This window comes from Kocuria rosea (assembly GCF_006094695.1).
Classification (GTDB): Bacteria; Actinomycetota; Actinomycetes; order Actinomycetales; family Micrococcaceae; genus Kocuria; species Kocuria rosea.
The window spans coordinates 657,146-675,026 of sequence record NZ_CP035103.1 but is presented as its reverse complement, the minus strand read 5'-3'; the positions used below and the strand labels follow the sequence as shown (position 1 = coordinate 675,026).

Below are 17,881 nucleotides of genomic sequence, written 5' to 3'. Positions count from 1 at the left end.
CGGGGAAACCCCTGGTCCCCCGGCGCGGCGGCGCTGGCCGCGCCGGGGTGCTCAGCGGACGGAGACCCGGCGGTACAGGCCCCAGCCCAGCAGCGCGAGCAGCACGGGCGCCGCCGCGGCCAGGAGCACGAGTCCCGCCGGGACCCCCGCGGAACCCGCGCCGACGGCCGCGGCGGAGCCCGCTCCGGTCGCGGCGGCCCACACCAGCACGGCCAGGGTCGTCACGACGGTCCCGATGATGGACAGCGTCAGCGCCACGGGGCCGCCCCGGACGTACACCGTGGCGAAGACCGCCCCGACCAGCTGCGCCCCGAGGTAGACCAGGAACGCCACGAGGAGGGCCCACGCCGGGGACCCTCCGGCGAAGACGCGGATGTCGAAGGCGGGCAGGCCCAGGAACCAGCCGCCGGTGGCGCGCTCCAGGAGCAGGAACACGGTGAGGACGGCCGCGGCCAGCAGGGCGTGGAGCACGAACGTCAGCACCGAGCCCCACCACATCGACCGGCGGGTGGCCCCCAGCGCCAGGGCGAGGGGCGTGCTCGTGCCGATCACCTGGGCGGCGTGGACGAGCAGGGCGATCCCGGGCCACCAGAGCAGGACCTGGTTGTAGCGCAGGCCCTCGGCCACGGCGCCCAGCGGGGCGCCCAGGACCACGTGCAGCACGACCCCGGCGAGCAGGCTGAGCAGCCCGGACACCGTGATCACGCCCACGACCATCCAGACCCCGGCGGACCGGTTGACGGTGTTGAGCTTGAGGACAGGGGTGAGTCGTGACATGGCGGAGGTCCTCTCAGGCGTTCTGGAGCTGGTCGGCGGGCACCGGGACGAGCCCGTGGGCGGCCACGGCCGACTGCAGGGAGACGGCGTCGATCTCGATCCCGTGGCGCGCGGCGGCCGCCCGGGCGTCGTCGTCGTGGGGCGCCGCCACGGTCACGGTGCGCAGCGCCCCGATCCGCTGCTCGCGGGAGACCTGCTGCTCGAGGCGCCGCTCGGCCAGGTAGCCGGCGACGTCGGCGGCGGGCCCCGCGACCGTGTGGGCGCTGGCGCGGGCGGTCTCGAGACCGGCGTCCAGCACGAGCCGCCCGCGGTCGAGGAGCAGGACGTGGTCGAGGAGGTTGGCGACCTCGTCGACCAGGTGCGTGGAGATCACCACGGTGCGCGGGTGCCGCGCGAAGTCCTCGAGGAGCCGGTCGTAGAACAGCTCCCGGGCCACCGGGTCCAGCCCGCCGTAGGGCTCGTCCAGCATCGTGAGCTCCGCGCGGGACGCGAGGCCCAGGACGATGCCGAGGGCCGTGTGCTGACCCGTGGAGAGCTTCTTGATCCTGGTCCGCGACGGGAGCCGGAGGTCCTCGGCGAGACCGCGGGCGAGCTCCTCGTCCCAGCCGGGGTAGAACGCCGGCGCGGCGTCGAGGACGTGGCGGACCCGGAACTCCTCGGGGTAGCGCTGCCGGTCCCGCAGCAGCACCGTGCGGGAGAGCGCCTCGGGGTTCTCCCACCCGGGGCGGCCGAACAGCTCGACCCGCCCGCCCCGGTCGGGGCGGACCTGCTGGCCGATCACGGACAGCAGGGTGGTCTTGCCGGAGCCGTTGCGCCCCACGAGTCCGTAGATCCGGTCCGGGGCGAGGTCGAGGTCGACGCCGTCGAGGGCCCGGGTCTCCCGGTAGGTGCGGGAGACGCCGCGCAGGGCGACGACGGGGGCTGGCGTGCCGTTCATGGGGTGGACTCCTGACGGGTCGGTGCGGCGGCCTCGGACCGGCCGAGGGCGGAGCGGACGAGGTCGAGGACGTCCCCCGGCGGGAGCCGGAGGGAGTGCGCCTCGGTGACGAGCGGTGCCACGTAGCGGTCGGCGAACTCCTGCCGCCGCTGCTCGAGGAGCCGTTCCCGGGCGCCGGCGGCGACGAACATGCCGATGCCGCGGCGCTTGTAGAGGATCCCCCGGTCCACGAGCCGGTTGACGCCCTTGCCGGCGGTGGCCGGGTTGATCCGGTAGAAGGCGGCGAACTCGTTGGTGGACGGGACCTGGGTCTCCTCCGGATAGGCGCCCGCGAGGATGTCGGCGCAGATCCGTTCGGCGATCTGCTGGAAGATCGGGCGGTCGTCGGCGATCACGGCCCTCCCCCTCACTGGTTCATTAGTTATGTAACTAACCATGTCACCTGGACCGGTGCTGCGCAAGGGGTGCTGAAAATTCCCGTCCGGGGCAGCCGGTAACGTGGGGCCCATGAGGATCGCCACCTGGAACGTGAACTCCGTCCGCGCCCGCGCCGACCGTGTGGAGGCGTGGCTGCAGCGCTCGGACGTGGACGTCCTGGCCATGCAGGAGACCAAGGCGAAGGACGACAACTTCCCCTGGGAGCTCTTCGAGTACATGGGCTACGACGTCGCCCACTTCGGCCTCAGCCAGTGGAACGGCGTGGCGATCGCCTCCCGGGTGGGCCTCGAGGACGTCGAGCGCACCTTCCCGGACCAGCCGGCCTTCGGCAAGCCCGGCGAGGAGCCCGTGCAGGAGGCCCGGGCGATCGGCGCCACGTGCGCCGGCGTGCGCGTCTGGTCCCTCTACGTCCCCAACGGCCGCGGCCTGGAGGACCCGCACATGCCCTACAAGCTGGAGTGGCTGCGCGTGCTCAAGGACCACGCCAAGCAGTGGGTCGACGAGGACTCCACGGCGCAGGTCGCCCTGGTGGGCGACTGGAACGTGGCCCCGCAGGACGAGGACGTGTGGGACATGCAGTTCTTCCTCGACAACGGCCTGACCCATGTCAGCGCGCCCGAGCGCGCCGCCTTCCGCGCCTTCCTCGAGGAGGCCGGCTACCTGGACGTGGTCCGCCCCCGGCACCCCGGCCCGGGCGTCTACACGTACTGGGACTACAAGGGCCTGCGCTTCCCGAAGAAGGAGGGCATGCGCATCGACTTCCAGCTCTACTCCCCCGCCCTGGCCGGCCGCGTCACCGACGCGTCGATCGACCGCGAGGAGCGCAAGGGCAAGGGCGCCTCGGACCACGCCCCCGTCGTCGTCGAGATCGCCTGAGCCGCCGTGGCCCAGCTGCTGCAGGTCGGCCGGACGTTCCGCTCGGCCACCGGGATCCCCCACCAGTTCGCCCTGCGGGTGTACGTGCCCGCCGAGGAGCTCGACGCCGTGTACGCCCCGCTGGTGCCCCGGGCCCTGTCCCCCGAGGAGGCCGGGGTCAACGAGCTGACCGAGCAGCTCGCCCGCCTGGCCGAGCCGGGCCAGGAGCCCCTGCCCCCGGCCGTGGAGCCGCTGTGGACCCTGCCGTTCTCCGCGGCGCCCCGGGGCCGGGACATGCTCGCGGCGGGGGTCGGGGACTTCCCCGTCTACCACCCCCCGCAGCGGCTGCGGCGCTCGCTGCGGCTCGTGGCGCTCGCCGAGGAGGAGGGCGGCCAGCCCCTGCCCAACCTGCTCATCCCCGAGGACGCCGTCCGGGCCGCGGGCGATCGCGTGAGCCGGGAGCACTTCGTGCCCGTCCACGCGCGCCAGTCGGCGTTCACCGTCCCCATGGCGTGGTTCTCCCTCTTCACCGCCCAGGACCACACCGAGAGCTTCCACCACGGCAACCGCGTGCACCGGTGCGCGGTGCCGGTGGACCTCGCGACCCGTCGCGTGGTGCGCGCCGCGCAGGTGGTGGAGGACGCGGGCGGCGAGGACCTCGAGGACCTCGCCGAGGACCTCACGCACCTGGGCCGGTGGCTCGGGGCGTTCTCCGCCAACTCCCTCGTGGTCCTGCACTACGGCTCGCTCGCTGACCCGTTCCAGCCGGACGAGAGCCCGCAGGACTTCTCGGACGCCGTGGAGCTGCTGGCCGCGCGGGACGCCCACGGCGCCGCCGTGGCGTTCCGCCGGCTCATGCACCGCTGGCTGCGCCTCGCGCACCTGGAGAGCGCCAGCTGACACCGGACCAGGGCCGGGCGGCGTCCTGCGCGGCGCGCCGGATGGCGTGCAACGCACCCAGGGCCATCTCGTCGAAGTGGCCCTGGACGGCGGTGAGGAGGTCACGGACGCTGAGCGGGTGCTCCGTGCTCGGCGCACCAGGGACCGATCCGGGCCCCTCCGGGGTGCGACGAGGATCACGCCCGAGACGCCGCACTTCGCCGGGACGCGCGGGGACTCGACAGTTGCCCATGTCGTAGGGGTACACTCTGGTCCTTCCGTGCAGGGCACCCTCTGCACAGCACCACCCCGTTCCAGGAGGACGCACCACATCATGGCCACCGATTACGACGCCCCGCGCACCCGGCCCGAGGACGAGCCGGCCAACGAGTCCCTGGAGGCGATCCAGGTCCAGCGCAGCGCCACCACCCAGACCGCGGTCATCGACGCCGAGGACTTCGACACCGCCGAGGGCATCGACCTGCCCGGCGCCGACCTCTCCCACGAAGAGCTCACCGTGGCCGTCATCCCGGAACAGGTCGACGAGTTCACCTGCGCCTCCTGCTTCCTGGTCCGGCACCGCTCCCAGCTGGCCCGCCAGTCCGGCGAGACGCGGTACTGCACCGACTGCGAGGGCTGAGCGGACCGCTCCGTCCGGCCCGCGCCCCGGTGCCGCCGCACCCCGTGATAGAACAGGCCGGTGCGCCCGTCCACCCCGCCCCCTGACCGTTCCGCCGTCCCGCCCCGCGTGCCGGGGTGGCTGGTGGTGCTCGCGGTGGCGGTCGTGGCGGTCAATCTCCGCCCCGGGGCCACCTCCGTGGGGCCCGTGCTCGCGGAGGTGCAGCAGGGACTGGGGCTGAGCCCCACGATGGCCGGGGTGCTGACCGCCCTGCCCGGGCTCACGTTCGCCGCGGCGGGGGCGTGCGCGGCCGCGCTCTCGCGCAGGACCGGCATCAGCGGTGCCGTCACCGCCGGTCTGGTCCTGGTCGCCGCCGGGCTGCTGGCCCGGCCGGTCACGGGATCGGTGCCGGTGTTCCTGCTCCTGTCCGTGCTGGGCTTCGCCGGCATGGCCGTCGGCAACATCCTGGTGCCGGCGTTCATCAAGCGCCACGGGGGCCGGCGCACGGCGGCGCTGAACTCCCTCTACACGACCGGCCTGGCCGTCGGCGCCACGCTGCCCCTGCTGGCGGCCGGGCCGCTGGCCGCGAGCGGGCCCGACGGGTGGCGTGCCGCACTGGGCCTCTGGGGCCTCGTGGCCCTGGCCGCCGTGGTCCCCTGGGTCCTGGTCACCGTCCGCGACCGGCGCGAGCCCGCCACGACCCCCGGCCGCGCCCTGCGTCCCGGCCGCGGCACCTCGATCCTCCGCTCCCGCACCGCCGTGGCGCTGTGCGTCTACTTCGGCATCCAGTCGATGCACGCCTACGTCCAGTTCGGCTGGGTGGCCCAGATCTACCGCGACGGCGGCCTGGGCCAGGCCCAGGCCGGGCTGATGGCCGCCCTCATCGCCGCCATGGGCATCCCGGGAGGGCTCCTCATGCCCGTCCTGGTGGCCCGCTCACCGCGCCTGCGGCGGTGGATCGTGGGCCTGGGCGTCTGCATGGTCGCCGGCTACTCCGGCCTGCTGCTGGCGCCCGCCACCACACCCTGGGCCTGGGCCCTGCTCCTGGGGGTGGGCGGCTTCGCGTTCCCCACCGCCCTGGCGCTGCTCACGGCCCGCTCCCGGGACCCCCGGGTGACCGCGCAGCTGTCCGGGTTCACGCAGCCGGTGGGCTACCTGCTCGCGGCGGCCGGGCCCTTCGCCGTCGGCGCCCTGCACGAGGCCACCGGCAGCTGGACCGCTCCCCTGCTGCTGCTGATGGGCACCGCGGTGCTCCTCGTCGTCGCCGGCGGCGTCGCGGCCGCGCCCCGCTTCGTCGACGACGAGATCGCGGGCCCGGACGGGCCGTAGCGGCCCGGTGCGGCCCGGTGCGGCCCGGTGCGGCCCGGTGCCAGGGGCTATCGTGACCGCATGACTGATCAGGGTGCAGGACGAGTGCTCACCGCCGGACTCGTCGGGTACGGCATGGCCGGGCGGGACTTCCACGGGGACCTGCTGCGGCGGGCCGGCGGGCGGGTCACCGACGTCGTCACCGGCGACCCGGAGCGGGCCGCCCGCGCGGGCGCCGACTGGCCCGGGGTGCAGGTGCACCGGGACCTGCCCGGGCTGCTCGAGCGCTCGCGGCCCGACGTGCTGGTCGTCGCCTCGCCCACGGGGCTGCACGTGGAGCACGCGCTGGCCGGCCTGGAGGCCGGGATCCCTGTGGTGGTCGACAAGCCGCTGGCCATGGACCACGAGGGCGCGGTGGCCGTGGTCCGCCGCGCCGAGGAGACCGGGACCCCGCTGACGGTCTTCCACAACCGGCGCTGGGACAGCGAGCAGCTGACCCTGGCCCGGGTGCTCGCCGAGGGGCACCTCGGGGACGTGCACCGGTTCGAGCGCCGCTGGGAGCGGTGGCGCCCGGTGCCCAAGGACCGGTGGCGGGAGAACGCGGTCGGCCGGGGCGGCGGGCTGCTGCTCGACCTCGGTCCGCACCTCGTGGACGCGGCGATCCAGCTGTTCGGGCCGGTGGCCGCGGTGCGGGCCGAGCTGCGCGCGCTGACGACCCCGGCCGAGGACGACGTCTTCCTGGCCCTGGACCACGCCTCGGGCACGATCAGCCACCTGTGGGCCGGGAGCCTCGTGGGGGCGCCGGGGCCCCGGACCCGGGTGCTCGGCTCGGCCGGCGCCTACCTCGTGGCCGGGCACGCCGACAGCCCCGGCCCCTTCGACCTGCTGGACCCCGGGGAGGGCATGACGGGTCTGCTCGTCCGGGGCACCGGGACCGACCCCGTGCCCACCGCCCCCGGCGAGCCCGCCGACTTCTACCGGGCCGTGGCCCGGTGGCTCCTCGGCGACGACGAGGCCCCCGTGGACCCGTGGGACGCCGTGGCCGTCGCCGCCGTGCTGGACGCGGCCCGGCGCAGCGCCCGCACCGGGGCGCGGGAGGTGCCCGCAGCGCCCTGAGCGCGGCGCACCGCGCCGAGGACACAGCCGAGGACGCGCTCGAGGGGTCGTGCACCCGTGGCCGCGCGGTAGCGCAGGACGCCGGGGACCGCCCCGGCGTCCGCCAGCGGCTCCCCACGGGCGAAGCCGGCCCACAGCCGCCGGAGGCGCCGGCCGTGGCCCTGGACGCCCTCCCACGGGGCCCCGGCGAGCAGCCCGGTGCCGGCCCATGCGGCCTCGTCGCCGAACAGGAGCGGGAGGTCGACCGTGTGGGCGGATCCGTACGGGCTGCCCGGCGCGCTCCAGGTGAGCAGGTAGGTGTGGGCGCGGCCTCCGGCCCGGGCGTGCCGGGCGGCGAACCGGCGGACGGCCCGGCCGTGGACGGCCGCGGTCACCTGCCCCACGACGGCGCGGCGGAGCACGGGGCCGAGCAGCGGGACGCGGGTGACCCGGTGGAGGAGGGGCAGCGTGGGCAGGTAGAGCCGGGCCTCCTCGGCGGTGTGGCCGATGAGCACGTCGATGTGCGGGGCCACGCGGTCCCAGGCCGCCTCGACGCCCTCCTCGGCGGGCAGGGGGTGGTGGCCGTACTGGGTGCCGAACGGCATCCGGCCCCGGAGCCCGAAGGAGGACGCACCGGCCTCGACCTCGGCCTGCAGCGCCACCACCTCCGCGGCCGGCGTCCCCGCGGTGACGGCACCGGCCGCGCCCGCCATCGCCGCGGTCATCGCCGCCCGGCCGCGGGCGATGCCCAGCGGAGGGCTCTGCAGGATGGCCCGGCGGAACAGCAGCTCCGCGCCCGGGACGGCCATGAGATGGGCCACGGCGTCGCCCCCGGCGGACTGGCCGAACACGGTCACCCGGTCCGGGTCGCCGCCGAAGGCCGCGATGTTGCGCCGCACCCAGCGCAGGGCCTCTAGCTGGTCGAGCAGACCGAGGTTGGCGGGGCGGCCCCGGCCCGCGCCGAGGTAGCCGAACAGTCCCAACCGGTAGGTGACGCTCACGACCACGACCCGCTGCTCGGCGACCAGGGGGCGGGGATCCATGATCGGGGCGTCCCCGGCCCCGGTGGTGTAGGAGCCGCCGTGGATCCAGACCATCACTGGCAGCCGTTCCGCCGGCCCCCGCTCGAGGGGCAGGGTCACCGACAGCCGCTGGCAGTGCTCGTCCCGCGGGAGCCCGGCGAGGGTGTCGCCGAGGACCCCGGTGAGGAAGGGTGAGTGCGCCTGGGGGCAGGCCGGGGCCGGGCGGGTGGCGTCGAACGGTTCCTCCCGGTCCGCGACCGGGACGGGCGCGGCGAACCGGTCCGCCGTGGCGTACGGGATCCCGGTCGCCCGGACGACGTCGCCGTCGACCCGGCCGCGCACCGGCCCGCAGGGAGGCGCGAACGCGCGCGTCGGAGTGGTCATGCCCTCTTCTACCACGCGGCCCGCCCGGGACGGGGGCGGGCCGGCTTCCGCGAACGCGGCTGCGCCCGGCGCACCGCGCCCGGGGCGCCCGTCGCCCGCCCTGGGTAGATTGGACCGTCGACCAACAGGAACCCGCCCATGACCGCACACCCGCAGCGCCCGGCGCCGCTCCGCGTCCGCGCGCACGCCCGCACGACGACCACCGACGTGCCGGTCGCACCGTGAGCGGCACCGTGAACGGCACCGTGAGCCGCGCCGTGGGGCGCACGGGGCGCCACGCCGGCCTCGGCGTCGCGGCCATCCTGCTCACCGCGGTCCTGTGGGGGCACGACCGGGACCGCGGCGACCTTCGCCCCCGGCGCGGGTCCGCTGGCGATCGGGGCCGCCGCCCTGGGCGTGGGCGGGCTGCTGCAGGCGGCGATCGCCCTGCCCGCCCTGCGCCGCTCGCGGCGGTCGCTGCGCTCGCACGCCGGGCTGGTGGCGGCCGGGGCTGCGGCCGTGGCCGTCTATCCGCTGGCGTTCTACAGCTCGATGCACCTGGGCGGCGTCGCGATCGGCACGGTCGTCTCCCTGGCCTCCGCGCCGCTGGCCTCGGGCGTCCTGGAGCGCGTCCTCGAGCGCCGCCCCCTGAGCCGGTGGTGGATGACCGCCGCGCTCCTGGGCGTCCTCGGCAGCGGCCTGCTGTGCCTGTCGAGGGACGGCCGGTCCGGGGCCTCGGCCGCGGACACCGCCGCCGGCATCGGGCTCGGACTGGTGGCCGGGGCGACGTACGCGCTCTACTCGTGGGTGGTGCACCGGCTGATGGGCCACGGGGTGGGGCGCGCGGCCTCGATGGGCGCCGTCTTCGGCGCCGGCGGGGCGCTCCTGCTCCCGGTCCTCGCCCTCACGGGGGCGCCCCTGCTGGCCTCGGGGCAGGCGTTCGCCGTGGCCGCGTACATGGCGCTGGTGCCGATGTTCCTCGGGTACTTCCTGTTCGGCGTGGGACTCGCCCGGGTGCGCCCGAGCACGGCGACGACCCTCACCCTGACCGAACCGGCCGTCGCGGCGGTCCTGGCCGTCGTCGTCGTCGGCGAACGGCTGACGGGCGCCGGCTGGACCGGGCTGGCGGTCCTCGCCGCCGCGCTCGTCGTCCTGGCCCTCGCCCCCACCAACGTGGTCGTGCACCGGCCGGGCGGTCCCGGCCGGACACCGGCCGCCCCAGCGCCGGCCGCCGTGACACCGCGCCCGGGGACTGACTAGGTTGGGGACGCCCCCGCACCGGAGCCGCCCGCACCGGACACCCCCGACGAAGCACCCGAGGAGCACCCCCATGACGCAGCAGGTCAGCCAGTCCCCCACCACCGAGGAGGGCGAGTGGTGGCGCTCCGCGGTGATCTACCAGATCTATCCCCGGTCCTTCAACGACTCCGACGGTGACGGTCTGGGCGACCTGCCCGGGATCGTCGACCGGCTGGACTACCTCGCGGACCTCGGCGTGGACGCCCTGTGGCTGTCCCCGTTCTACGTCTCGCCGCAGCACGACGCCGGCTACGACGTCTCCGACTACCGGGACGTCGACCCCCGCTTCGGCACCCTGGAGGACTTCGACCGGATGCGCGCCCGGATGGCGGAGCTCGGGATGCGGCTGATCGTGGACCTGGTGCCCAACCACACCTCGAGCGAGCACGAGTGGTTCCGGGCCGCCGTGGCCGCCGGGCCCGGCAGCCCGGAGCGGGACCGGTACATGTTCCGGGACGGCCGGGGCGAGCACGGGGAGCTGCCGCCGAACAACTGGCGCTCCGTGTTCGGCGGCGAGGCCTGGACCCGGCTGCCGGACGGGCAGTGGTACCTGCACCTGTTCGACAGCACCCAGCCGGACCTCAACTGGGAGAACCCGGAGGTGTGGGAGGAGTTCCGCTCCGTCCTGCGCTTCTGGCTGGACCGGGGCGCGGACGGCTTCCGCGTGGACGTGGCCCACGGCCTCGTGAAGGCCGAGGGGCTGCCGGACTGGGACCACCAGGTGCACATGGTCGAGGGCGAGCACGACGCGCGGGAGCACGACGCCCCGGACACCCCGCTGAGCACCGGCAGCCCCTACTTCGACCAGGACGGCGTGCACGAGGTCTACCGCGACTGGCACCGGGTGCTCGCCGAGTACGACGGCGACCGGATGCTGGTGGCCGAGGCGTGGGTCGAGCCGGCGCACCGGCTGGCGATGTACGTCCGCTCCGACGAGATGCACCAGGCGTTCAACTTCGACTTCCTGGTGGCCGGGTGGGACTGGGCCCGGATGTCCCGGGCCATCGAGGACTCTCTGGCGGAGTCGGCGAACGTCGGCGCGCCCACCACGTGGGTGCTGTCCAACCACGACACCGTCCGGCACGTCTCCCGCTTCGGGCTCACGGATCCCATCGCCTACCCCAAGGGGATCGACGCGGACGGCGAGCAGCCGGACCACGAGCAGGGCCTCGCCCGCGGCCGCGCCGCCGCGCTGGTGGAGCTGGCCCTGCCCGGCTCCGCCTACCTGTACCAGGGGGACGAGCTGGGCCTGCCCGACCACACGCGCCTGCCCGCCGAGCTGCGCCAGGACCCGGCGTTCGCCCGGACCGGGGGCGAGGAGATCGGCCGCGACGGCTGCCGGGTCCCGCTGCCCTGGGCCGCGGGAGAGCCCGGCCACGGCTTCGGGGCCGACCCGTGGCTGCCGCAGCCCGAGGAGTTCGCGCAGCTCGCGGCGGACCGGCAGGTGGGGGTCCCCGACTCCACGCACACGGTGTACCGCACGGCGCTGCGGGTGCGCCGGGAGCTCGGTCTCGGCCGCGGCTCCTTCGCGTGGCACGCGAGCCACGACGCCGCGACGGGCCGGCTGTCCTTCGTGAACACCACCGGCGCCGGGGAGCGGGTCCTCGTGGCGGCGAACCTGGGCGGCGCCCCGGTCCCCCTGCCCGCCGGAGAGCCGCTCGTGCTCAGCAGCCGGGACGCCGTGCAGGACGGCGTCCTGCGGCCCGAGCGGGCCGTGTGGTGGCGTCTGGCCCCCTGAGCCGTCCTGCCGGCCCTCGGGGCCCCGGCCTCGGGGGCCCCGGCCTCGGAGATCCCGGCGGTCCTGGCGCACGGCGTGCGGCGCCGCACGCCGGCACGCCGCGGACGACCGCTCGTCGCGGACGCCCGGTCCGGCGCGCCGGTCAGTGGCTGGTGCGCCCCCGGCCCGACACGAGCACCGGCGCCACCAGCCGGTCCGCGAGCACGCCGGTGACCACGGAGTACACCGTCTTGTGCAGGACGTCCACGGCCTGCTCACCGGCCGGCCAGGTCGACGGCGGGGCGCCGACCCCCGTCGCGTTCTCCACGGTCTGGTCGAAGGCCAGCCGCACCACCGTGTGCCAGGCGTTCGCGTGCGGACCCCGGATGCCGGTCACGGCCCACACGCCGCGCAGGGCGCCGAGGGCGGCGCCCGTGCCGTAGTGCATGGCGGAGTTCCAGCCCGTGGGCTGCTCGCGGTCCCCGGGGTGCCGCCCCAGCAGGGTGAGCAGGGCGCGCGCGGGGACGTAGGAGTCCGGCCGGTGGGTGAGCGCCTGCTCCGCCTTCTCCCCCAGCACCATCAGAGCGGCCCCGGCGATCCCCGCCGCGGCGCCGGTCGCCGCGGCCCGTCCGAGCGCGCTCGTCCGCGCGGGGCCGGTCACGGCCGCCCCTGCTCGTCGCCGGGCCGCTCGGCACCCAGTCCCTGCTGCTCCAGGTCGCGGTCGAGCTCGGCGCCGGGCTCGACGACCACGCCGTCCTCGCGCTGGTCGTCGACCGGCCCGTGCCCCGGTTCCTGCTCGCGTCGGTGCTCGGTCATGTCGGCTCCTCCCGTCGGGGCCACCCGGGCCGGGCGACCTGCCCCCCAGTCCAGGCAGGCTGCTGATCAGTTCGAGGGGGTGGGCTCCGCGCACGCCCGGCGGAGCCAGTCGCCGACCGGCGCGAGCGTCCGCTGCAGATCGGCCAGCTCGGCGGGCTGCACGGACGGGCCCGCGGCGTCCAAGGCGGCCACGGCGTCCTCGAACGCGGGGCGCAGCTCGGCGGGCAGCCGGGAGGTGAGGTCCCGCACGGAGGCAGCCGCCCTCTGGGGGCGGAAGTGGGGGTCCGGCTCGTCGCCGGACAGCGGCACGAGGGTCAGCGCCGTGTAGGCACTCGCCACGTCGAAGCAGGCCTCCGGTTCCGCGGTGGGCCCGGCCGGCACCGGGGCGGGCGAGCCCGCGGTCGGCTCGAGGACGAGCCCGGAGGACTGCGGGCCGGCGCCGCAGCCAGTGAGCGCCAGCAGGCTCAGGGCGGTCAGCGCGGCCGCTGCTGCCCCGCGGGGGCTCGGGCGACGGGGATACCGGATCACGGCTCCCAGGGTAGGGAGCGAACCTCCGTGTCCGCTGGCAGCGGGCGGCAGGACCTCCCGGCACGAAGAAACCGCCGGCCCCTCGAGGGGACCGGCGGTTTCCGCAGTGGCTCCGACCGGCGTCGATCCGGTGACCTTACGATTTTCAGTCGTACGCTCTACCAACTGAGCTACAGAGCCCCGGCACATCCGCAGCGGATATGCCGCGACGGCGCCGCATCGACTCGATGAACGCCGTCTGAGCGACCCTGACGGGACTTGAACCCGCGACCTCCGCCGTGACAGGGCGGCACGCTAACCAGCTGCGCTACAGGGCCTTGCTGTTTCCAACGAGGACTGATCTTACCAGCATTCCTCGCCGGTTGTGCAAATCGGCGGGCGGACCCTCTGATCGCGTACCCCCAACGGGATTCGAACCCGTGTCGCCGCCGTGAAAGGGCGGTGTCCTAGGCCACTAGACGATGGGGGCCGGACACCCGCGTCGACGACCACGACCTCGGGGACCGAGGACCGTGACACGGGAGAAACCGAGTACAGCTTAGAGGCTCGCGCGGATCCCGCACAATTCCCGGCCCGCTCCCGGGGACCCAGCCGGCGCCCGGGCTCGTGGGGTAGGAAGGGGAGCGTGATCGAGATGACCCGCGAGGAGTTCGACGGCGCCGTCGACGACGCCATCGACCTGATCCCGGACGCGCTGTTCCGGGCGATGGACAACGTGGTGATCCTGGTCGAGGAGGAGCCGCCGGAGCACTCCCCCGGGCTGCTCGGCCTCTACGAGGGCGTGCCCCTGACCGCCCGGGACGGCGGGTGGGGTGCCGGCTCCCTGCCGGACCGGATCTTCGTCTACCGGGGTCCGCTGCAGCGCATGTGCGCGGAGCGCGAGGAGCTCGTGGAGGAGATCACGGTGACCGTCATCCACGAGGTCGCCCACCACTTCGGCATCGACGACGAGCGCCTGCACGAACTGGGGTGGGGCTGAGCCGGCCCGCTCAGGCGTCCCAGGGGCGGATGTCGTCGGAGTCGAAGTCCTTGCGGGTCTCGATCCGCTCGTCGTAGCGGTCCGGGACGATCAGCACGGGTCCCGCGGCGTTGTGCAGCACGCCCTGCGAGGTGGAGCCCAGGAGCATCCCCGCGAAGCCGCCCCGGCCGCGCGTGCCCATCACCACGAGCCCGTTGCGCCGGGTCTGCTCGACCAGCACCTGCACCGGCGCGCCGTCCGCGAGCTCCGAGCCGATCTGCAGGTCGGGGAACCAGCTCTCGAGCCAGGCGACGCCGCCGTTGAGCGCCCGCGCGACGTCGTCGTACATCACCTCGAAGTCCACCGCCGTGGGCATCCACGCGAGCGCCCCGCTCACGGGCGGGAGCGCGCACAGCACCGTCAGGGGCACGCCGAGCAGGCGCGCCTCCTCCGCGGCGTAGAGCATGGCCGCCCGGGCCTGGGTGGAGCCGTCCGAGCCGACGACCACGCGGTCCACGAGGGCCCGGGTGCTCGTGAGCTCCTCCGCGCCCAGGTGCTGCTGCGCCCACGGCAGGGGGACCACGCCCGTGGGGCACTTCGAGTGCGCCGGCACCGCCGTGGAGACCGTGCCGAGCAGCCGGCCCAGCAGACCGCCCCGGCCGCGGGAGCCGAGGACCAGCAGCTCCGCCGTGCGGCTCAGCTCGAGCAGGGCCCCGGAGGGGTCCCCGGTCTCGACGGTCGCCCGCAGCTCGACCCCCACGTCACGGACCTGGTCCGCCGCGTGGTTCAGCAGCTCCTCGACGCCCTGGGTGAGGGCGGCCTCGTCCACGGTGGCGTAGCCGGTGTCGAACCCAGAGCCGGAGAACACGGGCAGGCTGTACGCGGTGACCAGCCGCACCGGACGACCGCGGCGGCGGGCCTCCCGGGCCGCCCACCGCAGCGCCCCGAGGCTCTGCTCGGAGCCGTCGATGCCCACGACGATCTCCCCCGTGGCGTCGAGGGACCGGCTCTGCCCGCCGCCCGAGGGGACGCGGTCGCGCACCGCCTCCTCGCCCAGCGTGGTCTCGTGGGGCTCCTCGCGCTCCCGGTCCGGGGACGGGTGGTCGGTCATGGTGCTGCCTCCTGTGCGCGTCCTCGGTCCGCGGTGCTCCGGATCCCGCCGCGGGCTTCGCCTCCGATGGTACGCGCGGCGGGGCCGCAGGACGGGGTCGTCGAGGGCGCCGGAGCGCCCTCGGGATGACATGATGAGGGCGCACTGTGCACCTGCCTGCGAGGAAGGACGGTCCCGCCGATGAGCGAGGTCTCGCTGCCCGACGCCCTGCCCGGCGAGACCGGGACGAGAGAGTGGGCCACGTGGGGCAGGACGCACTCCGTCACCCCCCGGCACGTGCTGCGCCCCACCTCCGTCCCGGAGCTCGCGGAGGGCGTCGCCGCCGCCGTGCGCCGCGGACTGGGCGTGCGCGCGGTGGGCTCCGGGTGCAGCTTCTCGGCCCTGCCCCTGGCCCCCGACGTCATGGTCGACCTCTCCGGGCTGTCCGGGCTGCCGGCCGTCGACCGGGAGAACCAGCGGGTCACGGTCCTCGCGGGCACCACGATCCGTGACCTGAACCAGGAGCTGGACGCCCACGGGCTGGCCGTGACCAACCTGCCGGACAGCGACTGGCAGACGGTCGCCGGCGCCGTCTCGACCGGCACCCACGGGACCGGCTTGGCCTTCGGCTCCCTCTCCCAGCAGGTGGTGGCCCTGAGCCTGGTCACGGCCGACGGCGAGCTGGTGGAGTGCTCCGCCGAGCAGCGCCCCGAGCTGTTCCAGGCCGCGCGCGTGGGCCTGGGCGCCATGGGGGTCCTCGCGAGCGTCACCCTGGTGTGCGAGCCGACGTTCCGGCTGCACGCGGCGGAGCTCAAGGAGCCCCTCGGCCAGCTCGTGGACACCCTGGGCAGCCGGATGGCCGGGGCCGACCACTTCGAGTTCTTCTGGACGCCGGGCACCGCCACCGCCCAGACCCGGATCCTCACGCGCCTGCACAAGCTCCCGGACTCCTACACCCGGCCCGGCTCCCCCGTGGCCCGCACCGTGCGCCGGCTCGACGACGCCCTGCTGCGCAACACCCTCACCGCGGGGCTCAACCAGCTGGCCACGGCCCTGCCGCGCTCCACGCCGGGGCTCAACCGGCTCGACGCCCTCACGAACAGCCCGCGGCAGTACAGCGACCTGTCCTTCCGGGTGTTCACCGTGCCGCGCCGGACCCGGTTCGTCTCCTCCGAGTACGCCCTGCCGGTCGAGGAGCTCGTCGTGGCCTTCCGGGAGCTGCAGACGCTCATCGAGCGGCGCGACTACTCGTTCTCGCTCCCGGTGGACGTGCGCTGCGCCGCGGCCGAGGACGCCTGGCTCGCCCCCGCCCACGGCCGGGAGACCGGCTGGATCGCGCTGCGGCAGTACTGGCGCCGGTACGACCCGAAGGTGTTCGCCGCGGCCGAGGAGATCTTCGTGGCCCACGGCGGCCGCCCCCACTGGGGCACCGTGCACACGCAGGACGCCGAGTACCTGCGCTCCGTGTACCCGCGGTTCCAGGACTTCCTCGACGCCCGGGCGTCCGTGGACCCGGACGGGGTGTTCCTCAACGACCACGTCCGCGGGCTGCTGGGCCTGTAGGCCCGGAGTCCGGCGGCGCGAGGGATCCGGCGGCGCGAGGGGCCGCGTCCGGCAGGACGCGGCCCCTCGCGGCACGGCGGCGCGGTGCCGCGGTGCGGTGCTGTGGCTCAGACGGGCGAGGAGACCGGCTCCGCCACACCCTCGCGGGAGACGCTGACCATCTCCTCGCGCTCGACCACCTTGACGCGCTCGCGCGGGTTGCCCTCGGCGTCGTGCGAGGACTGGCCGAGGCCCTGCTCGTACTCGTCGAGGGCCAGCCATCCCTCCCAGGTGGTGTACTCGACGCCGCGGGCCTCGAGCACGTCGTTGACGGACGCGGGGTCCGGGCGGGTGGCGCCCGGCAGCACGGCGCGGTCCTCCAGGAGGTGGGTGACCGTCTCGAGGGCGTCGGACTTGGTGGCGCCGATCAGCCCGACCGGACCGCGCTTGATCCACCCGGTCGCGTAGAGGCCGTGCAGCACGGTCCCGTCCTCGGCCAGCACGCGGCCCTCGGCGTTGGGGATCACGCCGCGGCCGTCGTCGAACGGCAGCTCGGGCAGGCGGGAGCCGAGGTAGCCCACCGCGTGGTAGACGGCCTGCACCGGGTAGTCGACGTACTCGCCGGTCCCGGACACGGAGCCGTCGCCGTTGAGGCGCGTCCGCTCCATGCGCAGCCCCGTGACCCGGCCGTCCTCCCCCAGCACCTCGCGGGGACTCTGCAGGAAGTGCAGGTGCAGCCGCCGGGAGGCGGTCTTCGGGGAGTCGTCGGCCCGCCACTTCTCGAGGGTCTTGACCATGACCTTGACCTGGTTGTTCTCGGCGATCGCCAGCTCGGAGCCCTCGTCGTACTGGAAGTCCTCGTCGTAGACGACGATGTCGACGTCCCGCGACTTGGCGAGCTCGCGCAGCTCGAGGGGGGTGAACTTCACCTGGGCGGGGCCGCGGCGGCCGAAGATGTGCACGTCCGTGACCGGGGACGCCTTGAGCCCCTGGTAGACGTTGCCGGGGATCTCGGTGAGGAGCATGTCGTCGGCGTGCTTGGACAGCACGCGGGCGACGTCGAGGGCCACGTTGCCGTTGCCGATGACCGCGATCTCGCGGGCCTCGAGCGGCCAGGTGCGCGGGAAGTCCGGGTGGCCGTCGTACCAGGCCACGAACTCGGCGGCCCCGTGCACGCCCCGGAGGTCGTTGCCGGGGATGTTCAGCGGGGCGTCGTAGACGGCTCCGGTGGCGAAGATCACGGCGTCGTAGTGGGCACCGAAGTCGGCGAGGGTCAGGTCCCGGCCGAACTCCACGTTGCCGAAGAAGCGGATGTCACCGCGCCCCAGGATGGCGCGCAGCGCGGTGATGATGCCCTTGATCCGGGGGTGGTCGGGGGCCACGCCGTAGCGGATGAGGCCGAACGGGGTCGGGTAGCGGTCGAACAGGTCGATGCTGACCTCGAGCTCCCCGTTCTTCACGGGCTCGGACTTGGTGAGCATGTCCGCGGCGTAGATGCCGGCCGGACCGGCGCCGATGATGGCGACGCGCAGGGGGCGGGTGGTGGTGTCAGCCACGTGGCTTCCTTTCGATTGCGCGCACGGCGTCCGCCGCGCGCATCGTAGACCGGGTACAAGGGTAGTGAATCCGGCGCAGAAT

General features: G+C 75.0%; 16 protein-coding genes, 3 tRNA genes and 2 pseudogenes. 9 read left to right on the top strand and 12 right to left on the bottom strand.

The annotated features are described in order from the left end of the window. Positions 1-51 precede the first annotated feature (51 nt). The 3 genes from EQG70_RS03105 to EQG70_RS03095 are packed head-to-tail and all read right to left on the bottom strand — an operon-like array spanning position 52 to position 2,109. Positions 52-777: a hypothetical protein gene (locus EQG70_RS03105; protein ID WP_109221788.1), complete on the bottom strand. Its 726-nt coding sequence runs from the start codon at positions 775-777 to the stop codon at positions 52-54. 13 nt (positions 778-790) lie between these two features. Next, positions 791-1,714, bottom strand: a complete 924-nt coding sequence (locus EQG70_RS03100) for an ATP-binding cassette domain-containing protein (protein ID WP_109268552.1) — start codon at positions 1,712-1,714, stop codon at positions 791-793. After that, a complete protein-coding gene (locus EQG70_RS03095; protein WP_017833036.1) occupies positions 1,711-2,109 on the bottom strand; it encodes a GntR family transcriptional regulator in 399 nt (132 codons plus the stop codon). Before EQG70_RS03095 ends, EQG70_RS03100 begins: the two co-directional genes overlap by 4 nt. Positions 2,110-2,221: 112 nt before the next feature. Between EQG70_RS03095 and EQG70_RS03090 the strand changes: the two genes are divergently transcribed. The 5 genes and pseudogenes from EQG70_RS03090 to EQG70_RS03070 form a co-directional block, all read left to right on the top strand. Further along, positions 2,222-3,028, top strand: coding sequence for an exodeoxyribonuclease III (locus EQG70_RS03090; RefSeq protein WP_017833035.1), 807 nt, complete (start codon positions 2,222-2,224; stop codon positions 3,026-3,028). Positions 3,029-3,034: 6 nt separating this feature from the next. Further along, positions 3,035-3,907 (top strand): DUF8083 family protein, encoded by an 873-nt coding sequence (locus EQG70_RS03085; RefSeq protein ID WP_229587641.1) that lies wholly within the window; start codon positions 3,035-3,037, stop codon positions 3,905-3,907. A 313-nt stretch (positions 3,908-4,220) separates the two neighbouring features. Beyond that, positions 4,221-4,526, top strand: coding sequence for a DUF4193 domain-containing protein (locus tag EQG70_RS03080; RefSeq protein WP_035925540.1), 306 nt, complete (start codon positions 4,221-4,223; stop codon positions 4,524-4,526). 60 nt (positions 4,527-4,586) lie between these two features. Further along, positions 4,587-5,834, top strand: a complete 1,248-nt coding sequence (locus tag EQG70_RS03075; RefSeq protein WP_109268553.1) for an MFS transporter — start codon at positions 4,587-4,589, stop codon at positions 5,832-5,834. Between the two features lie 60 nt (positions 5,835-5,894). Continuing rightward, positions 5,895-6,845: pseudogene (locus EQG70_RS03070) on the top strand (Gfo/Idh/MocA family protein); the annotation flags it as partial. Here the strand turns inward: EQG70_RS03070 and EQG70_RS03065 are convergent. Next, positions 6,788-8,314: a carboxylesterase family protein gene (locus EQG70_RS03065; RefSeq protein ID WP_081994317.1), complete on the bottom strand. Its 1,527-nt coding sequence runs from the start codon at positions 8,312-8,314 to the stop codon at positions 6,788-6,790. The pseudogene EQG70_RS03070 and the gene EQG70_RS03065 sit on opposite strands and share 58 nt — an antisense overlap. Positions 8,315-8,547: 233 nt before the next feature. Here EQG70_RS03065 and EQG70_RS03060 point away from each other — a divergent pair. Continuing rightward, positions 8,548-9,553 (top strand): annotated as a pseudogene (locus EQG70_RS03060) (DMT family transporter). A 70-nt stretch (positions 9,554-9,623) separates the two neighbouring features. Continuing rightward, on the top strand, positions 9,624-11,330 hold the full coding sequence (locus tag EQG70_RS03055) for a glycoside hydrolase family 13 protein (RefSeq protein WP_109268554.1): 1,707 nt from the start codon (positions 9,624-9,626) through the stop codon (positions 11,328-11,330). 142 nt (positions 11,331-11,472) lie between these two features. Here EQG70_RS03055 and EQG70_RS03050 read toward each other — a convergent pair whose 3' ends face one another. The 6 genes from EQG70_RS03050 to EQG70_RS03030 all read right to left on the bottom strand — a co-directional run bounded on the left by EQG70_RS03050 (position 11,473) and on the right by EQG70_RS03030 (position 13,122). Then, positions 11,473-11,970 carry a hypothetical protein gene (locus EQG70_RS03050; protein ID WP_109268555.1) on the bottom strand — a complete coding sequence of 166 codons (498 nt, stop codon included), beginning with the start codon at positions 11,968-11,970 and terminating at the stop codon, positions 11,473-11,475. Further along, positions 11,967-12,125: a hypothetical protein gene (locus EQG70_RS18075; RefSeq protein WP_017833025.1), complete on the bottom strand. Its 159-nt coding sequence runs from the start codon at positions 12,123-12,125 to the stop codon at positions 11,967-11,969. Before EQG70_RS18075 ends, EQG70_RS03050 begins: the two co-directional genes overlap by 4 nt. A 66-nt stretch (positions 12,126-12,191) precedes the next feature. After that, the gene (locus tag EQG70_RS03045; RefSeq protein WP_109268556.1) at positions 12,192-12,653 is read right to left on the bottom strand and encodes a hypothetical protein; all 462 of its coding nucleotides are present in this window, start codon (positions 12,651-12,653) and stop codon (positions 12,192-12,194) included. A gap of 107 nt (positions 12,654-12,760) precedes the next feature. Further along, positions 12,761-12,833 (bottom strand) — tRNA-Phe (locus EQG70_RS03040). A 63-nt stretch (positions 12,834-12,896) separates the two neighbouring features. Beyond that, a tRNA-Asp gene (locus EQG70_RS03035) sits at positions 12,897-12,970 on the bottom strand. Between the two features lie 79 nt (positions 12,971-13,049). Then, positions 13,050-13,122, bottom strand: a tRNA-Glu gene (locus EQG70_RS03030). Between the two features lie 165 nt (positions 13,123-13,287). Between EQG70_RS03030 and EQG70_RS03025 the strand changes: the two genes are divergently transcribed. Beyond that, the gene (locus EQG70_RS03025; RefSeq protein ID WP_172604431.1) at positions 13,288-13,632 is read left to right on the top strand and encodes a metallopeptidase family protein; all 345 of its coding nucleotides are present in this window, start codon (positions 13,288-13,290) and stop codon (positions 13,630-13,632) included. 10 nt (positions 13,633-13,642) lie between these two features. Here EQG70_RS03025 and EQG70_RS03020 read toward each other — a convergent pair whose 3' ends face one another. Continuing rightward, positions 13,643-14,722, bottom strand: a complete 1,080-nt coding sequence (locus tag EQG70_RS03020; protein ID WP_017833022.1) for a universal stress protein — start codon at positions 14,720-14,722, stop codon at positions 13,643-13,645. Between the two features lie 180 nt (positions 14,723-14,902). Between EQG70_RS03020 and EQG70_RS03015 the strand changes: the two genes are divergently transcribed. Beyond that, complete coding sequence (locus EQG70_RS03015; protein WP_017833021.1) at positions 14,903-16,264, top strand: D-arabinono-1,4-lactone oxidase; 1,362 nt, start codon at positions 14,903-14,905, stop codon at positions 16,262-16,264. A gap of 107 nt (positions 16,265-16,371) precedes the next feature. On the opposite strand, the gene EQG70_RS03010 is transcribed toward EQG70_RS03015, so the two are convergent. Next, positions 16,372-17,799, bottom strand: a complete 1,428-nt coding sequence (locus EQG70_RS03010) for an FAD-dependent oxidoreductase (protein WP_017833020.1) — start codon at positions 17,797-17,799, stop codon at positions 16,372-16,374. Between the last annotated feature and the right edge of the window lie 82 nt (positions 17,800-17,881).